This is a genomic window from Synechococcus sp. MIT S9509 (assembly GCF_047303035.1).
GTDB lineage: Bacteria > Cyanobacteriota > Cyanobacteriia > PCC-6307 > Cyanobiaceae > Synechococcus_C.
Genome location: NZ_CP138940.1, coordinates 2,631,764 through 2,647,887, shown reverse-complemented (window position 1 = coordinate 2,647,887; position 16,124 = coordinate 2,631,764). Strand labels below are relative to the sequence as shown.

The following is a 16,124-nucleotide window of genomic DNA, read 5'->3' as shown; positions in this document are numbered from 1 at the left end:
TAGGATCATGCCGCGTCAGCACAAGGGGCATGACCCTTGCCTTCCGCGCCAGTCAGCATCTCGATCTGCCGGTCGCCAACCAGACCGGGCACCTGCGCAGCTACCTGCAACAGGAAGACCGGGTCATCAAAGCTCTTCTGGATGCACATCAGCTCAACAGAATCGGTCCGGGACGTTACCGATACACCGTCACAACGCTGCAGGTGTTTCAGCTCCAGGTCTGTCCTGTTGTTTCACTGAAGATCGAGCCTGGCGATGGAACGATCTCCATTCAGGCCACCGACGCCACACTGGAGGGACTTGGGCTTGTGGATGACTTCCAGCTGAGCCTGGAAGCGCTCCTGGAAGTGACCGATCAAGGCTTGCAGGGAGAAGCCAAACTGGGGGTGAATGTCAGTCAGCCACCGTTGCTGAAACTGATTCCCAGACGGGTGCTGGAAAGCACCGGCGAGTCGATCCTGAACGGCATCCTGATGACGATCAAAGGTCGGGTCGGGAGGCAGCTGGTGCGAGATTTTGAAGACTGGTCACTGCAGGCCTCAGCTGAAGAGACGACAGGTTCAGAACAGCCCTCAGACACCGGCAAACACCTTGGTGAGGAAGGAGTGGCGATGCATCGAAGTGGCACCTGATGCCAGCAGTGCCGCCCGATGTTGAGCGGTGCCGTATCCGGCATGGCGTTCAAGTGCATAGCCAGGGAAACGTTCTGCAAGGCGGCGGATCAAGGCATCGCGCGCTTGCTTTGCCAGCACGCTGGCAGCAGCGATTGAGGCTTCGCTGCTGTCACCACGCACGATCGTGCGCTGAGGGCCTGTCCACGGGCGCAGGGGAAGGACCCCATCCACAAGCACCAACTCTGGAACCTGCGGGAGTTTTTGAAGCGCACGGAGCATGGCGTATTCCGTCGCCACCCTGATCCCCTTCGCATCCACATCCCTCGCAGCCGCTTGGCCGAGAGCCCAGCTGGTGGCTCGAGCCTCAATTTCGGGAACCAGCGCAGCTCTGCGCTTGGGAGAAAGGGCTTTGCTGTCGGTCAGGCCGAGATCGGAGAGTTCATTCGCAGCGGCATCAGTGAGGCAGACCGCGGCGGCGAAGACAGGCCCGAACCAGCATCCACGGCCAACCTCATCGACTCCGGCAATCACTCGACGGTCGCGGAAGAACGACGACGACGACGACCGGGGCGGGCCTCTTCAGCGGGCTTCTCTGGCTCGGCAACTACGGCTTCTGCAGGCTCAGGCGGCTGTGACGCAGATCGGGAAACTGTTTGTGATGATGTCTGTACATCGTTGACGGGATTCGCCTCCAGTGGGGTGATCTCCACCAGCAGCGGTGAATCTTCAGTGGGTTCTGCTGCATGCACGGGTGAAGGCGCTGGAGAGGTAGATCCATTGCGAGCGCCACCTCGACCACCACGCGAGCCGCGGCGACGGCGGCGACCTGAACTGGCGGCGAGCTGCTGGCGTGCGTCTTCCAGAACAGATTCGGCATCTTCGCCAGGCCGCACCACCCTTACGAGCAGATTGTCACTCTCAGGAAGTGGATCCAGAAGAAGCACAGGATTCAGTCCCAGCCAACCAAAGACCCTTTCCTGGTCATCATCCATCGGCACAGCGACCAGTTCAGGATCCTGACGGCGGTTGGCGCCTGCGGGCTCGGTGGCATCCGATGTGGATTCACCGGCAACAGTCGCCTCCAGACTCGGATCCACCACCTTGTTCTCGGTGGATCCATTGACCCGTCCGCGGCCACCCCGTCGGCGGCGGCCGCCTCCTGAGTCAGCAGGTGCCACGACTTCCGCACGCGCCGCTGTGGCCGATCTCACCAGGCCCGTAGCGGCAGCTTGAGGCTGAGGCAGATCCTTACCAGGCAGAACTGCCTCGTAACCAGGTGAAACTCGACCGAACAACTCATAAATATTCTGGCCCTGACGCTTGCGCGTCATCTCAACCAAGCCGAGCTCGGTGAGCTGGGCGATCTGAGGGCGAGCCGTGTCATCGCGCATCGCCATCATGAAATGCTCCAGCAGCTGCAGCTGATCACGACGGGAATCCATGTCGATGAAGTCGACGACGATCACCCCCCCGATGTTGCGGAGCTTCAACTGCCGTCCAATCTCAACAGCGGCTTCGCAGTTGGTCCAGAGAACCGTCTCTCGCGCGTTGGCGGAACGCGTGAACGAGCCTGAGTTCACATCGATCACTGTGAGGGCCTCGGTGGGCTCGATGATCACGTAGCCGCCGGAGGGAAGATCGACCCGCGGTTTCAGAGCATCACGGATGGCCGCATTCACTTTGAAGTGCTCCAGCAGCTCGTCGGATTCGTTGTGTGCTTCCACCGAAACGTTTCCCCCTTCCTGGCCCAGGAAGCTGGTCACTCGATCAACGGCGGCGGCATCATCGAGCACAACACGGGCAAGATCAGGGCCGGTGTGGTCTCTGAGTATCCGATTGATGAAATCCTCATCCCGGTTAAGCAGAACCGGCGGTGAAGCGGTTTCAGCTGCTTTCTGAATCGCCTCCCACTGACGCATCAAAGACTCGAGATCGTCAATGAGCTGGTCTTCACCAACTCCCTCTGCTTCCGTGCGGACAAGCAGACCGGCACCAGGCGGTTTCACCAGCACCCCAAGGGCTCGGAGGCGATTGCGCTCACCTTCGGCACTGATGCGTCGGGAGATGTTCACACCCTGGCCGCTGGGCTGCAACACCAGGTAACGGCCTGGCAGAGCCAGATTGCCGGTGAGGCGAGGGCCCTTTGTTCCGGTGGGCTCTTTCATCACCTGAACGAGCACCTTCTGGCGCGGTTCGAGCAGCTCAGTGATCCCGGCGGCACCTTTTTTGAGGCGCAGCGGACCCAGGTCGCTCACATGGATGAAACCGTTTTTCTCACTCTCACCGATGTTCACAAAGGCGGCGTCAATTCCCGGAAGTACGTTTTCGACCGTTCCGAGGTAAACGTCGCCGATCTGGTAGCGGCCTTGCGCCACGATCAGCTCATCAACACGGTCATCGGTCAGAACCGCCGCGATGCGCAGCTGCTCGGCGATGACGATTTGCTGGGGCATAAACAGGAACTGACGTCGCCCGTCAGGGCAGAGACCGATCTGCGAGCCGCCGGGCTCGGGGATCGGGGGTGAATTGGAATTGCTTTGAGATGACCCTGGGGTCGGATGGAGCGGAGTGGAGCACTCCTACGGCCGATCCACAACAGCGAGGAGGCGCTGGCAGGAACGAGAGGCCTGGGCCTCCCGTTCCAAATCGTGATTGGGACAAGAAGACCGGGACGAATCCGTGACTGAAGCCTCTGGATTGAAGTCCTGAAGTGAATTTAGCACTGCACCAGAGTCAGCTCCTGCCGTCGAACACGCGAGAGCGACAAGTCGAACCCCAGATGATGCGAAAGCCAGAACTGCAACTGGGCAGGCTTGAGACTGCGACCCTGAGGATCAACAGCAGCGAGCAGCTCAAGCTCCGCCCCGGAAACGATGTCCCCCGGACAGGGCTCAGGCTTCTTCTGCAGACGAAGATCCAGGAGCAAGTCACGGACATCCCGGCGCCGCGGACGACCCTTTTTATCGGTGTCTTCCCAGATCAGTTCGTTCTGCGCAAGCAGAGCCGCGATGGCCTGCGACCAGTCGACGGATTCACTCTGCGACAGCAGCTCAGAGCCACTGAGAACAAAATGCCAGCGGCTGGTTCGCACTTGCTGAGCAAGGCTGGGAGAGGAAACGGCCACCTCTTGAGCCGTGATCAGGTGCAATCCAGGAGGCAAGGTCTGCTGCCACCGTTCCTTCACCATCAACGCGTCCACTGTCTCCACAAACTCCAGGTCCATCCACTCTCCATGCCCTTCCACTCCCAGGGGGAGAGCGAGCGCCAGCTGAAGTCGAGGCAGGGGATGAAATCCTCCTGTGAAGCTCACGGGCAGCTCGGTTCTGCGCAGTGCCCGCTCGAGAAGACGCACAAGATCCAGATGGCTGAGCAGCGCCATTGCACCGGTCTTGCTGAAACGAAAGCGCAGGCGACAGGCACGGAGACTCGGAGGCGCCTGCTGAGGTCTGGCCACAGGAACGTCCGGTGGCGCCACCACAACGTTGTGGCCCAGATCAGGGCCGCAGACACCGCAGCTGCTGCAGGCCTCAAAAGAACAGTCGGGAACCACGCTTGAGGCAAGGGCGTGTTGCAGATCCTTTGCAAGCCAGTCCTTGTCGATGCCGCTGTCGATGTGATCCCAGGGCAGGGGTTGCCGGCAAAAAGCTTCAAGATCATCACGATCGAGCGCCGACACCGCACTCCAGCCACCAAGCTCCATCTGCCGGTAACTCCCCTCAAGCCCGGCCTGGGCAATGGCCGTGGTCCATGCGTTGTAGGTGCGATCCAGGGCCTCGAACCAGGCATCCATACCAGCGCCGGAGCGCCAGGCCGCTTCAATCACAGACGCCAGCCGCCGGTCTCCTCGACCCACAAAATCCTCCATCGCCGATAGACGCACATCCGTGAAGTTGAAGCGCACACCTCGAAGGCGTCGACCTGCATCACGCAGAAGCTGCTGACGCCGCAGGAACTCGGTTGTGGACACGCTGTGCCACTGGAAGGGGGTGTGGGGCTTCGGTGTGAAGTTGCTGATGGTGGTGTTGAGGCTGAGTCGGCCCAGATCTCGGCAACATTCCTGAAGCATCCGGCAGGTTTCGGCGATGCCGAGCACATCGGCATCGGTCTCTCCCGGAAGACCGATCATGAAATAGAGCTTGACCTTGCGATACCCGTTCTGCATCGCAGTGCGGATGCCCTGCAGGAGGTCATCGTCTGTCAGCCCCTTGTTGACGATGTCACGCAGACGCTGAGTACCGGCTTCCGGAGCAAAAGTGAGCCCGGCCTTGCGTGCCCCTCCAAGAATGTGGGCGATGTTCTGATCGAAACGATCCACCCTCTGGCTGGGCAGTTGAAGCGTGACGTTGCGATCAGCCAGACGATTGCGCAGCTCCACGCCCACGGCAGGAAGCGCGAGATAGTCACTGCAGCTGAGCGACAGCAGTGAGAAATCGCTGTAGCCCGTCTTTCGCATACCTGTTTCAACCGCTTCGATCACGGCCTCGGGCTCCACATCTCGCGCCGGACGCGTGAGCATGCCCGGCTGGCAGAAACGGCAGCCACGTGTGCAGCCCCTGCGTATTTCCACGGTCAGACGGTCATGGACCGTTTCCACGTGTGGGACCAGACCCATCGCGTAATGGGGCATCGGCGTGGCGACCCGCCTCAGCACCCGTTCAGGCAGTCCTGGCATCTGCGGTTCAAGGCTCACTCCGTCCTGGCCAGTGGCATACAGAGATGGCACATAAACCCCTGGCACTAATGCCAGATCCAGTAACAGAGCCGAGCGCGTCAGGCCTGCCTGCTTGCCCTCGGCGAGCACCAGGCCGATCTCCGGCAACAGCTCCTCACCATCGCCTAGGGCAATGAAGTCGAAGAAGGCGGCATAGGGCTCTGGATTGCTGGTGGCCGTTGGTCCTCCGGCAAAAATCAGTGGCGGAGCCTGCGGGTCACTGAGCAGAAGGTCTCCGCGGTCTTCGGCACGGATCGGAACCCTGCAGAGATCCAACATTTCCAGAATATTGGTGGCTCCCAGCTCGTAACTCAGGCTGAAACCAAGAATGTCGAAGGCGTTGAGGGGCCAGCGGCTCTCCACTCCGAACAGCGCCTGCTTTTGCTGCTTGAGTCGGTCAGCCAGATCGGCGGCAGGGAGGTAGGCCCGATCACACGCCTGTCCAGGCAGTGCGTTGAGGATCGAATAGAGAATGATGTGCCCCAGATTGCTGGAACCCACCTCGTAAAGCTCGGGATAGGTGAGGGCCCAGCGAACCCGGGCACCATTCCAGTCTTTCGGCTCCACACCGAGCTCATGGCCCATGTAGCGAGCGGGCCTGTTGATGCCGGCGTCCACCAGCTCGTCAAACGCAACAGGAGCGGTGGATGTATTCAACGCGACGGTCACGGTCTTACGACCCGACTTTCTTCATGTTATGTAGCAGGATGCCCGCAGAAATCAGTCTTTCTGTGGTTCAGGTCAACGGCAATTACCTCAAACTCAAAGCGGGATATCTGTTCCCGGAGATCGGACGCCGTGTGAAGACATTCGCTGCCGCCAACCCAGACGCAGCTTTGATTCGCCTTGGCATTGGCGACGTCACGGAACCGCTCCCCGAGGCCTGTCGCGAAGCGATGAAAACAGCCATCGATGAGATGGGCACCGCTGAAGGTTTTCATGGCTACGGCCCCGAACAGGGTTACGGCTGGCTGCGGGATGCCATCGCCAGGCACGACTTCCAGGCTCGCGGATGTGACATCAGCGCCGAGGAGATCTTCGTTTCAGACGGATCCAAGTGCGACAGCAGCAACATCCTGGATATCCTTGGAGCTGGGAACAAGATTGCCGTCACAGACCCTGTTTACCCGGTGTATGTGGACAGCAATGTGATGGCCGGTCGCACCGGTGAAGCCGGAGATGAAGGTCGCTATGCGGGTCTGACCTATCTGCCCATCAGTGCCGACAACAGTTTCGCGGCTGAGATCCCCAGCGAACCTGTGGATCTCATCTACCTGTGCTTCCCCAACAACCCCACAGGTGCCGTGGCCACGAAGGATCAGCTGAAACATTGGGTGGACTATGCCCGCGCCAACGGCTCTCTGATCCTGTTCGATGCCGCCTATGAGGCCTTCATCCAGGATCCCAGCCTTCCCCACTCGATCTTTGAGATCGAGGGAGCGCGTGACTGCGCCATCGAATTCCGTTCATTCTCCAAGAACGCCGGCTTCACCGGCACCCGCTGCGCGTTCACCGTTGTTCCCAAGGGACTGCGGGGCAAAACTGCAAATGGAGAATCCGTTGAACTCTGGGGCCTGTGGAACCGGCGCCAGAGCACCAAGTTCAATGGTGTGAGCTACATCATCCAGCGTGGGGCAGAAGCCGTCTACTCCGATGCCGGCCAGAAAGAAGTGAAGGACCTGGTGGCCTTCTATATGGAGAACGCCGCGATCATCCGCCGCGAACTGAGCACAGCGGGCCTCACTGTTTATGGAGGGGAGCACGCTCCCTATGTGTGGATCAAGACTCCCGAGGGCATGGACTCCTGGGGCTTCTTCGACCACCTGCTCAACAAGGCGAACGTGGTGGGGACTCCGGGAAGCGGCTTCGGCGCTGCCGGAGAGGGTTACTTCCGGCTCTCGGCATTCAACAGTCGCAGCAACGTTGACACCGCGATGGCGCGGATCAAAGCCCTCTGAAATCATCCGCTGTGTGCGAAGTCCCTTTAAATTCCCTACATCCGAGAAGCATGGTCATGGCGGTGGAAACCCCCAGCCGTAGCCCAGGTGGAGCAGCCGTTCTGGACAAGGCTCCGGAACAGGTCCGCAAGCGCTCGCCCCGGTACAAAGTGCTGCTTCACAACGACCCGGTCAATTCCATGGAGTATGTGGTCACCACCCTTCGCCAGGTGGTACCCCAGCTCAGTGAACAGGACTGCATGGCCGTGATGCTCGAGGCACACAACACAGGCGTGGGGCTTGTGATCGTCTGCGACCTGGAACCGGCCGAGTTTTACTGCGAAACGCTCAAGGGCAAAGGGCTCACCAGCACCATTGAGCCGGAGGAGTAATCGTTAAACCCATTGCCGAGGCCTGGGGTGGGCTGCTCGGGTTTCAACCTCGCTGGGTAGCGGCGATAGCCCTGATACCAGCGCTGTACGGGCTGGGATGGTTGATGGCACAACCCATCGCCTATGTGATGCCTGGTGCCTCAGCTTCCCGGCTGTCGCTGATCGGCACCGTCATCACCTTCATACTGTTCCTTCTGGTGATGCCCAGCTGGGTGCGTGAACGCTGGCGCAGTCGCCATCCGTGGCTGACTCTGGGGATTCGCAGCCGTCGTGGCGAGGCATCACCCACTGCCTGCCTGATCGAGGGTCTGCTGCGTTCCGCAGGCCTGCTGGCCCTGATCTGTCTGCCCTTACTGCTGGGATCCTGGGGGCGCTGGCTCGGGGAACTCACTGCAGCGGATGCGCTCAATGCCTTGTTGCTCTGTTTCGGGCTCGGGCTCGCCGAAGAACTGGTTTTCAGAGGCTGGCTTTGGGGAGAGCTCAACGCACTCATGGGCCCGCGCGAAGCGGTGATCGGTCAGGCAGTGATCTTCAGCCTCGCGCACACCCGTTTTGATCAGGGCGTCCTGCCGATGCTCGGTCTGCTGACGGGTTTATTGCTGCTTGGTCTGATCCTCGCGGTGCAGAGGCGACTGGATGGTGGCTCGATCTGGGGCTGCGTCGGCTTGCATGGCGGGCTGGTCGGCGGTTGGTTTGCGCTTCGATCCGGGTTGCTGCAGATGTCACCCAGTGCTCCGCAATGGCTGGTCGGTCCCGGTGCAGCCCATGCCAATCCCCTGGGTGGGCTGGTGGGAATCATCGCCCTGAGCATTCTGCTCTGGCGTCAGCTCACGGCCTTGGCCAGTGCGGCTCGCCCCTGAAGCGGTGCGCGGAGTGCCTCCTGCAGGGGTGCCACTCCGTAATCCCTCTCGAGCAGTGACATCACGGTCCGGCCGAAATCGGAAGGATCAAGATCAAAGGCCTCCAGACAGATCCTGCCGAACGTGCTTCCCATGGGTTCCGGGTTCCAGAGCAACTTGCGCGCCGTCCAGGGCATCATGCTCATTGGGTTGTAACCGGGTTTGATCAGGCCCTGGTCAAACCCGTATTGCTCCAGATGGGTATGAGGCTGCAAACCGATGAAGAAGATCGCGGGCTCAACAAGGTCTGCACCGAAGATGCGCTCCAGCTCACGGTGATAAGCAACCGTCTGACGAATCGTCTCCGGACGCTCGTCGATCACGTTGAACGAATAATTCACCGAAACGTGGTCACGAAAACCGGCGTCCGCCAACATCCTGCAGCTGTCCAGCACGGTGCGCAGGTTGTAGCCCATGCGCATTTTGCGCACGAGCTCCTGGGAGCCTGAGGTGATGCCGATTTCGAAATAGCTCATTCCGGTCTCCACCATCAGCTGAGCCAGTTCGGGGTCAAGATTGTCAGCCCGGATGTAGGCAGCCCAGCGGATGTCGGTGAGACCCTCAGCCTTGATGGCCCGCAGCAGCTCCTTGGCATCCTCGATGTAGCGCTTGGCTGGAATGAATTGAGCGTCGGTGAACCAGAAACCTCGAACACCCCTGTCATAGAGCTGGCGCATCTCCGAAACCACTGCTTCAACAGGGTTCAGACGCACCTGCTTACCCTCCACAGCCGTGTAGACGCAGTAACAACAGTTATGGGGACAACCACGCTTCGTCTGGACTCCGACATAGAAGTCCCCGCCCTCGAGGTACCAATCGAGCTGAGGCCAGATCGAAGCGATGTAGTCGTAGTCGCATGCCGTTTTCGGTCGACTCTCCGGTTGCTCATGGATCAACCCCGGCCGAGGGGGTTCTCCGACCACGAAGCAACGCTCTCCATCCAGTGAATGACCGAGCAGCAGTTTTTCCAGAAGAGGCTCACCCTCTCCCACGGAAACGATTGTTCCTTTGGGAAGAGAACGGCCGAGCTGTTCGTAGAAAACACTGACTGCGCCCCCACCAAGCACGGCTCTGGCTTCAGGGCGATGGCGCCTGGCTCGACGTAGCCCTCTGCGTACCAGCGCCTGATTACGGGACAGTTCTCCGTAATGACTGGTCATCAGGCGGAGTCCACCGAGGGCACCGTGCAATCGCTTCAGCGGATTGCGTGCATAGAAGACTTCAAACGAATTCTGCAGAGGGTTGCCGCCCCGACCATCAACAGGGGCATAGATCTGAATGTCACGCCAGGAGAACACCAGCAGAGTGGGGCGGAACTGATCAATCGTGATCCGCAGAACCCTGTGCACGTCCAGAACCGGCAGGGCAGCCAGATCAAGGATTCGCTGCGGTACCCCGGGGAAGCATTTGTGCAGATGATCGGCCAGGTAGATAGGGCCAATCGGAAAAATCGGATTGCAAGGCAACCGAACCAGCAGCACCCTTTCGCCGGAAAGCTTGGGCTGAGACAGGAGCTCAGGCGGTTGCAGAAGGCCTTGCATGGGCTGGACGCTAACAACCACGCCTCTGAGAACGCCTGAGCGAGGTCTCAATGGTTCTTCATGTCGGCTTCATAAAGCAGGCGACATCTTGCGCAATGTTGCTTTACAATCGTCCTTGGCAGGGCTTCCTGCCCTTCCGTAACCGTCTCTTCGGAGACATTCTTTCCCGTTCTCATGACCACCACCATTCAGCAGCGCTCCGGCGCCAATGGCTGGCAGTCCTTCTGCGAGTGGGTCACCTCCACCAACAACCGCCTGTATGTGGGCTGGTTCGGTGTGCTGATGATCCCCACCCTGCTGGCTGCCACCACCTGCTTCATCGTTGCGTTCATCGCAGCACCCCCCGTCGACATCGACGGCATCCGTGAGCCCGTCGCCGGTTCACTGATCTACGGCAACAACATCATCTCCGGTGCTGTTGTGCCCTCCTCGAACGCCATCGGCCTTCACTTCTATCCCATCTGGGAAGCTGCCTCTCTCGACGAGTGGCTGTACAACGGCGGTCCTTACCAGCTGGTTGTCTTCCACTTCCTGATCGGCATCTTCTGCTACATGGGTCGCGAGTGGGAACTCTCCTACCGCCTCGGCATGCGCCCCTGGATCTGCGTTGCTTACAGCGCACCTGTGGCTGCTGCCTCCGCCGTGTTCCTGGTGTACCCCTTCGGTCAGGGTTCCTTCTCTGACGGCATGCCCCTGGGCATCTCCGGCACCTTCAACTTCATGCTGGTGTTCCAGGCCGAGCACAACATCCTGATGCACCCCTTCCACATGCTTGGTGTGGCTGGTGTCTTCGGTGGTTCACTGTTCTCCGCCATGCACGGTTCACTGGTGACCTCCTCCCTGGTCCGCGAGACCACCGAGAGCGAGTCCCAGAACTACGGCTACAAGTTCGGCCAAGAGGAAGAGACCTACAACATCGTGGCTGCCCACGGTTACTTCGGTCGCCTGATCTTCCAATACGCATCGTTCAACAACAGCCGCAGCCTGCACTTCTTCCTGGCTGCCTGGCCCGTTGTCGGCATCTGGTTCACCGCCCTGGGCGTGTCAACCATGGCCTTCAACCTGAACGGTTTCAACTTCAACCAGTCCATCCTTGATGGTCAGGGCCGCGTCCTGAACACCTGGGCTGATGTGCTGAACCGCGCCAACCTCGGCATGGAAGTCATGCACGAGCGCAACGCTCACAACTTCCCCCTCGACCTGGCTGCTGCTGAGTCCACTCCTGTGGCTCTGCAAGCTCCCGCCATCGGCTGAGGCTGAAGTCTCCAAGAGATTCAGCTTTAGCTGAATCGGAAAGCCCCCTCTCACGAGGGGGCTTTTTGATGGTTTCTTATTCGACCACGGAAACGATGAATCCTTAGGTGGATCCACGAGGGGACGTGGGGCGGACACAGAAACGTGCCTATCAAGAGATCAGACCCATCGAGCCGGTCATGGATATCAACCAGATAGCCCCGCAGCTGATCGGCCAATCGCTCTGGAGCGGATGGCTCATGTTCTGGGCAACGCTGTGGCCTCTGGTGCTCGGTTTCTGCCTCTCGGGCTTGGTGCAGGCCTGTGCGAGCCGCAACGCCATGGAACGCGTGATGGGGTCACACAAGCCGGGAGCGATTCTGCGCGCCTCCGGGCTGGGAATGGTGTAGTCGTCCTGCTCCTACGCCGCCTCGGCCATGAGCAAAAACCTGTTCGCCAGAGGTGCCGACTTCATCACGGCCCAGGTGTTCATGATGGCTTCCACCAATCTGGTGCTGGAACTCGGACTCGTGCTGATTGTGCTGCTGGGCTGGCCATTTGCCGCAGCAGAGTTCATCGGGGGGCCACTGATGATCATTCTGCTGGCGTGGTGGGGAACCCTTCTGTTCCCGGTTCGCCTCACTCGACCTGTCCAGGAGAGGCTTCGGGAGAGCGCCCTCGCCAATAGCGCGGACGCTGGGTCGTCCAAACCGGAGCGTCTTGGAAGCAGGCTGCGCTCACCAGCGACCTGGGCCAACGCCGCCAGTTATGCACTGGCCGATCTGACCATGCTGCGCAAAGAGCTGCTGATCGGCTTTGTCGTCGCCGGCATGCTGAGCGCCCTGGTGCCGGACACTCTCTGGCGGATTGTGTTCATGCAGAACCAGGGGATCTGGACATCGATCCAGAACGCCTTGATTGCCCACTTGATCGCCATCATCAGCTTCGTCTGCTCGGTCGGCAACGTTGCCATGGCTGCAGCTTTATGGACGGGTGGCGTGTCTTTCGGCGGCGTGATTGCGTTCATCTTTGCGGATCTGATCACACTGCCGCTGCTGTTGATCTACAGGAAGTACTACGGACCACGGCTGGCTTTGCGCATCTGCTCGGTCTTTGGCTGTTGATGTCATTCAGCGGTCTGGTCGTTGAGGGGCTGTTCCGCGTCTCAGGACTGATTCCTGAGACGCGGATCAATGCTGGTCAGACCCTCTCAATCGGCTGGAACAGCACCACATGGCTCAATCTCGTCGCCCTGAGCGTTCTGTTGATGGCGTGGTGGCTGGCGCACAACAAGAAACGCTTCGGAGGCGGAGCTGGATATGCACTTGATCCGATCTGCGGAATGCAGGTGGAAAAAGCCAACGCTCCGGCCACGCGACAACGCAATGGCGAGCAGTTCTGGTTCTGCTCGGATCATTGTGCTGAGCACTTCGACCAGCAAGGCGAGCAGCCCACGGGCCACTCTGAGATCAGCCAGGAGAATTGCCGTGAGGTTTCAAATCCAGGCAGAGATCCCATCTGCGGAATGGACGTCAATCCTGAAAAACCCGGCAGCCGGCGTGAACATGCCGAGGAGATGATTCTGTTCTGCAGCACACGCTGTGCAAAGCATTTCGATGAAGAGCCTGCGAAGTACGTGAAGGAATCAACAGATCCGATTTGCGAAATGACGGTCCACATCAAACCCTCCACGCCACATCGACAGAAAGGTCAGATGCATGCATGGTTCTGCAGCACCCGATGCGCCGAAACTTTTGATTCCAGGGCCTGATCAGGCTGATGCAATCTCGCCAGTGACCCAGTAACGGACCCGTGCTGGATGCGAGGCGATGTAGTCATCCACTGCAGCCTCAGCGGTCTGATCATTGGCCTGCAGCAGCAGATCCGACATCTCCTGATCGGGAAGATGAAAACGGGTGAGAAAGCCCGCAACATCCTGCATCTCCAGATCCAGCTGGGGACGACCGAGTGCATGAATCCACTCGATACCGCCGAACACACGCTGTGGGTCCTGAAGGAATCGCAGCCTGTAACGGGCGAACATCCAGTGCGGAGTCCAGCTGGTGACGATCACCCAACGCTGCTGACGAATCGCCTGATCGAGTACGGCTGTCATCGCAGCACTGCTCGATGACACCAGCTCCAAATCACTGAGGCCGTAACTCTTGAGTGCTTCAGCCGAAGCCTGATTCAGACCCGAACCGGGATCAATCCCCTGCACGCGGTTGTCGAACCGTGCCGCCAGGGAAGGATTGCGTAAATCAGGAATCGCAGAGAGCTCCGAGGCAGGCACGTAATCGGGGACCACCCACCCCAGACGGCCTGAATACATCGAGCCGAAGTCGACGACCCGATCACGCACCCGCCGGTAATAGTCACGGTGGGTCAACGGCAACCAGGCCATCAGCATCAGATCCAGATCACCGCGTGCAATTGAGGCGTACTGAATGCCGATGTCGGCGAGAACACGCTCAACACTCACGTCGTAGGCCTGCTGGATCACCCTCTGAGCCATGAGGCTCACCACCTCGGCATCAGCCCAGGGTGACCAGCCCAGACGCAGTGTGGGTCTCGCGGATGCGGAGCTGGGTAGCGAACCGCGTGAGGTCTGCATGCCTGCCGCTCCCGGCTTGGCTGAAGAACTCACGGGGGAGGATGACCCACTGAGCTTGACCAGGCTGGCGAAGGACATCCCAGCAATTCCAAGGCCTCCAAGCAGAAATGCCCGTCGTTGAAGCTCTCGACCGCTCATGCCGATCTCCACAGGGCCATCCAGCCACGCAGACGCGTCTGAAGTAACGATCCACGATGCCCCGCAAAGCTCTGACTGAGACGGTCGAGGATCACAGCCAGGATCACCACGGCGATGCCGCCCTCAAAGCCCATTCCCACATCAAGCTGCTGAATCCCGCGCAACACCACATCACCGAGACCTCCGCCACCGATCATCGAAGCGATCACGACCATTGACAGAGACAACATGATCGTCTGATTAACACCGGTCATCACGGTGGGAATGGCATTGGGCATCTGCACCTTCCAGAGCAACTGTCGATCGCTGCAACCGAAGGAGCGTCCGGCTTCGATGAGATCATCCGGAACCTGAACGATTCCCAGATGCGTTAACCGGACCACCGGCGGCATGGCGAAGATCAGCGTTGCCAGGATTGAAGGAACCGAACCCGTGCTGAACAACATCACTGCCGGGATCAGATAGACGAAAGCCGGCATCGTCTGCATCAGATCAAGGCAAGGGCGCACCAAACGCCAGACCAGTCGTGAACGCGCCGAAAGGATGCCGAGCGGCAGACCGATCAACAGCGCCAGGCCGGATGCTGTCAGCACAAGCGAGAGGGTGGCAATCATCTCGCTCCACAGCGCCATGGAAAGCACAAGATTGAATCCGAGCAGAACGAACAACGCGAACCCACCGTTGACTCGCCAGAAACCCAGTGCCGCCGTGATCAGGGCAAACAGCCAGGCCGGCGGCCACTCCAGCAGCCCTTCGGTCATGGAGACCAGGGCCAGCACCGACACCTTGATCACGTCAAACAGTGCCTGGGCGTTGGCCAGCAGCCACGCAACGGCCAGATCGATCCCCTGACCGAGCCAACCGGCTTGATGCGCTGCAGCGAGGATCAACATTGAGCCCCTCCCTCCATCGACAACAGAAGCTGGCGCGGACCGATCACTCCCAGCAACCGTCGTTGATCATCCAGCACCGGAACGGGATCGGAACTGGTTGCCACAACATCAATGGCATCCTTGACGGATGTACCCATGGACAAGCTTCTGACGGCACTCACGTCGACCCAGCCGAGATCTGCCTGGAGCAGTCCGCGCAGACGCTGCTGATGATCAGTCACATAGATCGTGGTGTCCCCGCGCTCAGGGAGGGGCTCACCCAATTCACACACCAGTTGCTGCTGGGGAAGCTGGGCAATGGAGTCCACGGTCAGGACCGAAGCCAGATCAACATCACGGAAAAAGCGCTTGACCGCATCATCGGCGGGATTGTGGAGCAACCTCTGAGCCGTATCGCATTGAAGAAGCCGTCCTGAATGCATCAGGGCGATGCGGTCACCGATCCTGATCGCCTCATCGAGATCATGGGAAATGAACACCACGGTGCGTCGGTGCTCCGCCTGCAGCTCCAGCAAAAGATTCTGCATATCCTTTCGAATTAGAGGATCCAGAGCGGAAAAGGCCTCATCCATCAGCAGGATCGGCGGGTCGAGAGCCAGAGCCCTGGCCAGGCCTACCCGCTGTTGCATGCCACCGGACAGCTCACGTGGCCGTTTTCTTGCTTCGCTGCTGAGCCCGACACGCTCAAGGGCCTGCATGGCACGGTCATGACGTGCCTTGCGGGACACCCCTGCGACCTCGAGTCCAAAGGCCGCATTGTCGAGCACGCTGCGATGGGGGAAAAGGGCAAACGACTGAAAGACCATCGCCATCTGATGACGCCTCAGCTCTGCCAACTGCCGCACCGACATCGCATTGAGCGACCGGCCCTGAACAATGACATCACCCTCACAGGGGGGGATCAGGCCATTGATCATCCGCAGGAGGGTGGACTTACCAGAGCCGGAAAGCCCCATCACAACAAAGATCTCACCGGAGTGAATCTCCATGGAGACATCCTGGACAGCTGCACGCACTCCACGACTTGCATGCAGCTGATCAGCATCCCCACCTGATCGGAGCTCCTCAATCCATTCCGGCGAAGATCCGCCGAACAGCTTCCAGACCGACTCAATGGAGATCTCTGAGTGCACTTCAGAGCCTCCGCCCAAG

At 59.7% G+C, this 16,124-nt stretch carries 14 protein-coding genes and 1 pseudogene; 8 read left to right on the top strand and 7 right to left on the bottom strand.

Going from position 1 to position 16,124, the window contains the following annotated elements; translation table 11 throughout:
• Positions 1-29 precede the first annotated feature (29 nt).
• Entirely contained in the window at positions 30-632 is a 603-nt protein-coding gene (locus tag SIB73_RS14695) for a DUF1997 domain-containing protein (RefSeq protein WP_413403974.1), read from the top strand.
• On the opposite strand, the gene SIB73_RS14690 is transcribed toward SIB73_RS14695, so the two are convergent.
• The 3 genes from SIB73_RS14690 to SIB73_RS14680 all read right to left on the bottom strand — a co-directional run bounded on the left by SIB73_RS14690 (position 573) and on the right by SIB73_RS14680 (position 5,910).
• Complete coding sequence (locus SIB73_RS14690) at positions 573-1,145, bottom strand: ribonuclease HII (protein WP_413403976.1); 573 nt, start codon at positions 1,143-1,145, stop codon at positions 573-575. The genes SIB73_RS14695 and SIB73_RS14690 overlap by 60 nt on opposite strands.
• Positions 1,142-3,067 carry an Rne/Rng family ribonuclease gene (locus SIB73_RS14685; protein ID WP_413403977.1) on the bottom strand — a complete coding sequence of 642 codons (1,926 nt, stop codon included), beginning with the start codon at positions 3,065-3,067 and terminating at the stop codon, positions 1,142-1,144. The genes SIB73_RS14690 and SIB73_RS14685 overlap by 4 nt, the downstream gene beginning before the upstream one ends.
• Before the next feature lie 263 nt (positions 3,068-3,330).
• On the bottom strand, positions 3,331-5,910 hold the full coding sequence (locus SIB73_RS14680; RefSeq protein WP_413406106.1) for a TIGR03960 family B12-binding radical SAM protein: 2,580 nt from the start codon (positions 5,908-5,910) through the stop codon (positions 3,331-3,333).
• 146 nt (positions 5,911-6,056) lie between these two features.
• Here SIB73_RS14680 and SIB73_RS14675 point away from each other — a divergent pair, with 146 nt between their 5' ends.
• The 3 genes from SIB73_RS14675 to SIB73_RS14665 all read left to right on the top strand — a co-directional run bounded on the left by SIB73_RS14675 (position 6,057) and on the right by SIB73_RS14665 (position 8,514).
• The gene (locus tag SIB73_RS14675) at positions 6,057-7,283 is read left to right on the top strand and encodes an LL-diaminopimelate aminotransferase (RefSeq protein WP_413406108.1); all 1,227 of its coding nucleotides are present in this window, start codon (positions 6,057-6,059) and stop codon (positions 7,281-7,283) included.
• Between the two features lie 50 nt (positions 7,284-7,333).
• Complete coding sequence (clpS, locus tag SIB73_RS14670; RefSeq protein ID WP_413403978.1) at positions 7,334-7,654, top strand: ATP-dependent Clp protease adapter ClpS; 321 nt, start codon at positions 7,334-7,336, stop codon at positions 7,652-7,654.
• A gap of 104 nt (positions 7,655-7,758) precedes the next feature.
• On the top strand, positions 7,759-8,514 hold the full coding sequence (locus tag SIB73_RS14665) for a type II CAAX prenyl endopeptidase Rce1 family protein (RefSeq protein WP_413403980.1): 756 nt from the start codon (positions 7,759-7,761) through the stop codon (positions 8,512-8,514).
• Here the strand turns inward: SIB73_RS14665 and SIB73_RS14660 are convergent.
• Positions 8,478-10,094, bottom strand: coding sequence for a photosystem II high light acclimation radical SAM protein (locus SIB73_RS14660; RefSeq protein WP_413403982.1), 1,617 nt, complete (start codon positions 10,092-10,094; stop codon positions 8,478-8,480). The two genes, SIB73_RS14665 and SIB73_RS14660, sit on opposite strands and share 37 nt — an antisense overlap.
• Before the next feature lie 174 nt (positions 10,095-10,268).
• On the opposite strand from SIB73_RS14660, the gene psbA reads away from it, so the two are divergent.
• From psbA to SIB73_RS14640, 4 genes and pseudogenes are all read left to right on the top strand, one after another.
• A complete protein-coding gene (psbA, locus tag SIB73_RS14655; RefSeq protein WP_007100687.1) occupies positions 10,269-11,348 on the top strand; it encodes a photosystem II q(b) protein in 1,080 nt (359 codons plus the stop codon).
• 179 nt (positions 11,349-11,527) lie between these two features.
• Complete coding sequence (locus SIB73_RS14650) at positions 11,528-11,737, top strand: hypothetical protein (protein WP_413403984.1); 210 nt, start codon at positions 11,528-11,530, stop codon at positions 11,735-11,737.
• Positions 11,738-11,749: 12 nt separating this feature from the next.
• Positions 11,750-12,451, top strand: a pseudogene (locus SIB73_RS14645) (permease); the annotation flags it as partial.
• Positions 12,451-13,098 carry a YHS domain-containing protein gene (locus tag SIB73_RS14640; RefSeq protein ID WP_413403986.1) on the top strand — a complete coding sequence of 216 codons (648 nt, stop codon included), beginning with the start codon at positions 12,451-12,453 and terminating at the stop codon, positions 13,096-13,098. The pseudogene SIB73_RS14645 and the gene SIB73_RS14640, both read left to right, overlap by 1 nt.
• Here SIB73_RS14640 and SIB73_RS14635 read toward each other — a convergent pair whose 3' ends face one another.
• Genes SIB73_RS14635 through SIB73_RS14625 form a run of 3 tightly spaced genes read right to left on the bottom strand, consistent with a single transcriptional unit; the run spans position 13,099 to position 16,123 of the window.
• A complete protein-coding gene (locus SIB73_RS14635; RefSeq protein ID WP_413403988.1) occupies positions 13,099-14,079 on the bottom strand; it encodes a glycine betaine ABC transporter substrate-binding protein in 981 nt (326 codons plus the stop codon).
• Positions 14,076-14,972, bottom strand: coding sequence for an ABC transporter permease (locus SIB73_RS14630; protein ID WP_413403990.1), 897 nt, complete (start codon positions 14,970-14,972; stop codon positions 14,076-14,078). The genes SIB73_RS14635 and SIB73_RS14630 overlap by 4 nt, the downstream gene beginning before the upstream one ends.
• Entirely contained in the window at positions 14,966-16,123 is a 1,158-nt protein-coding gene (locus SIB73_RS14625) for a quaternary amine ABC transporter ATP-binding protein (protein ID WP_413403992.1), read from the bottom strand. The genes SIB73_RS14630 and SIB73_RS14625 overlap by 7 nt, the downstream gene beginning before the upstream one ends.
• Position 16,124 lies beyond the last annotated feature (1 nt).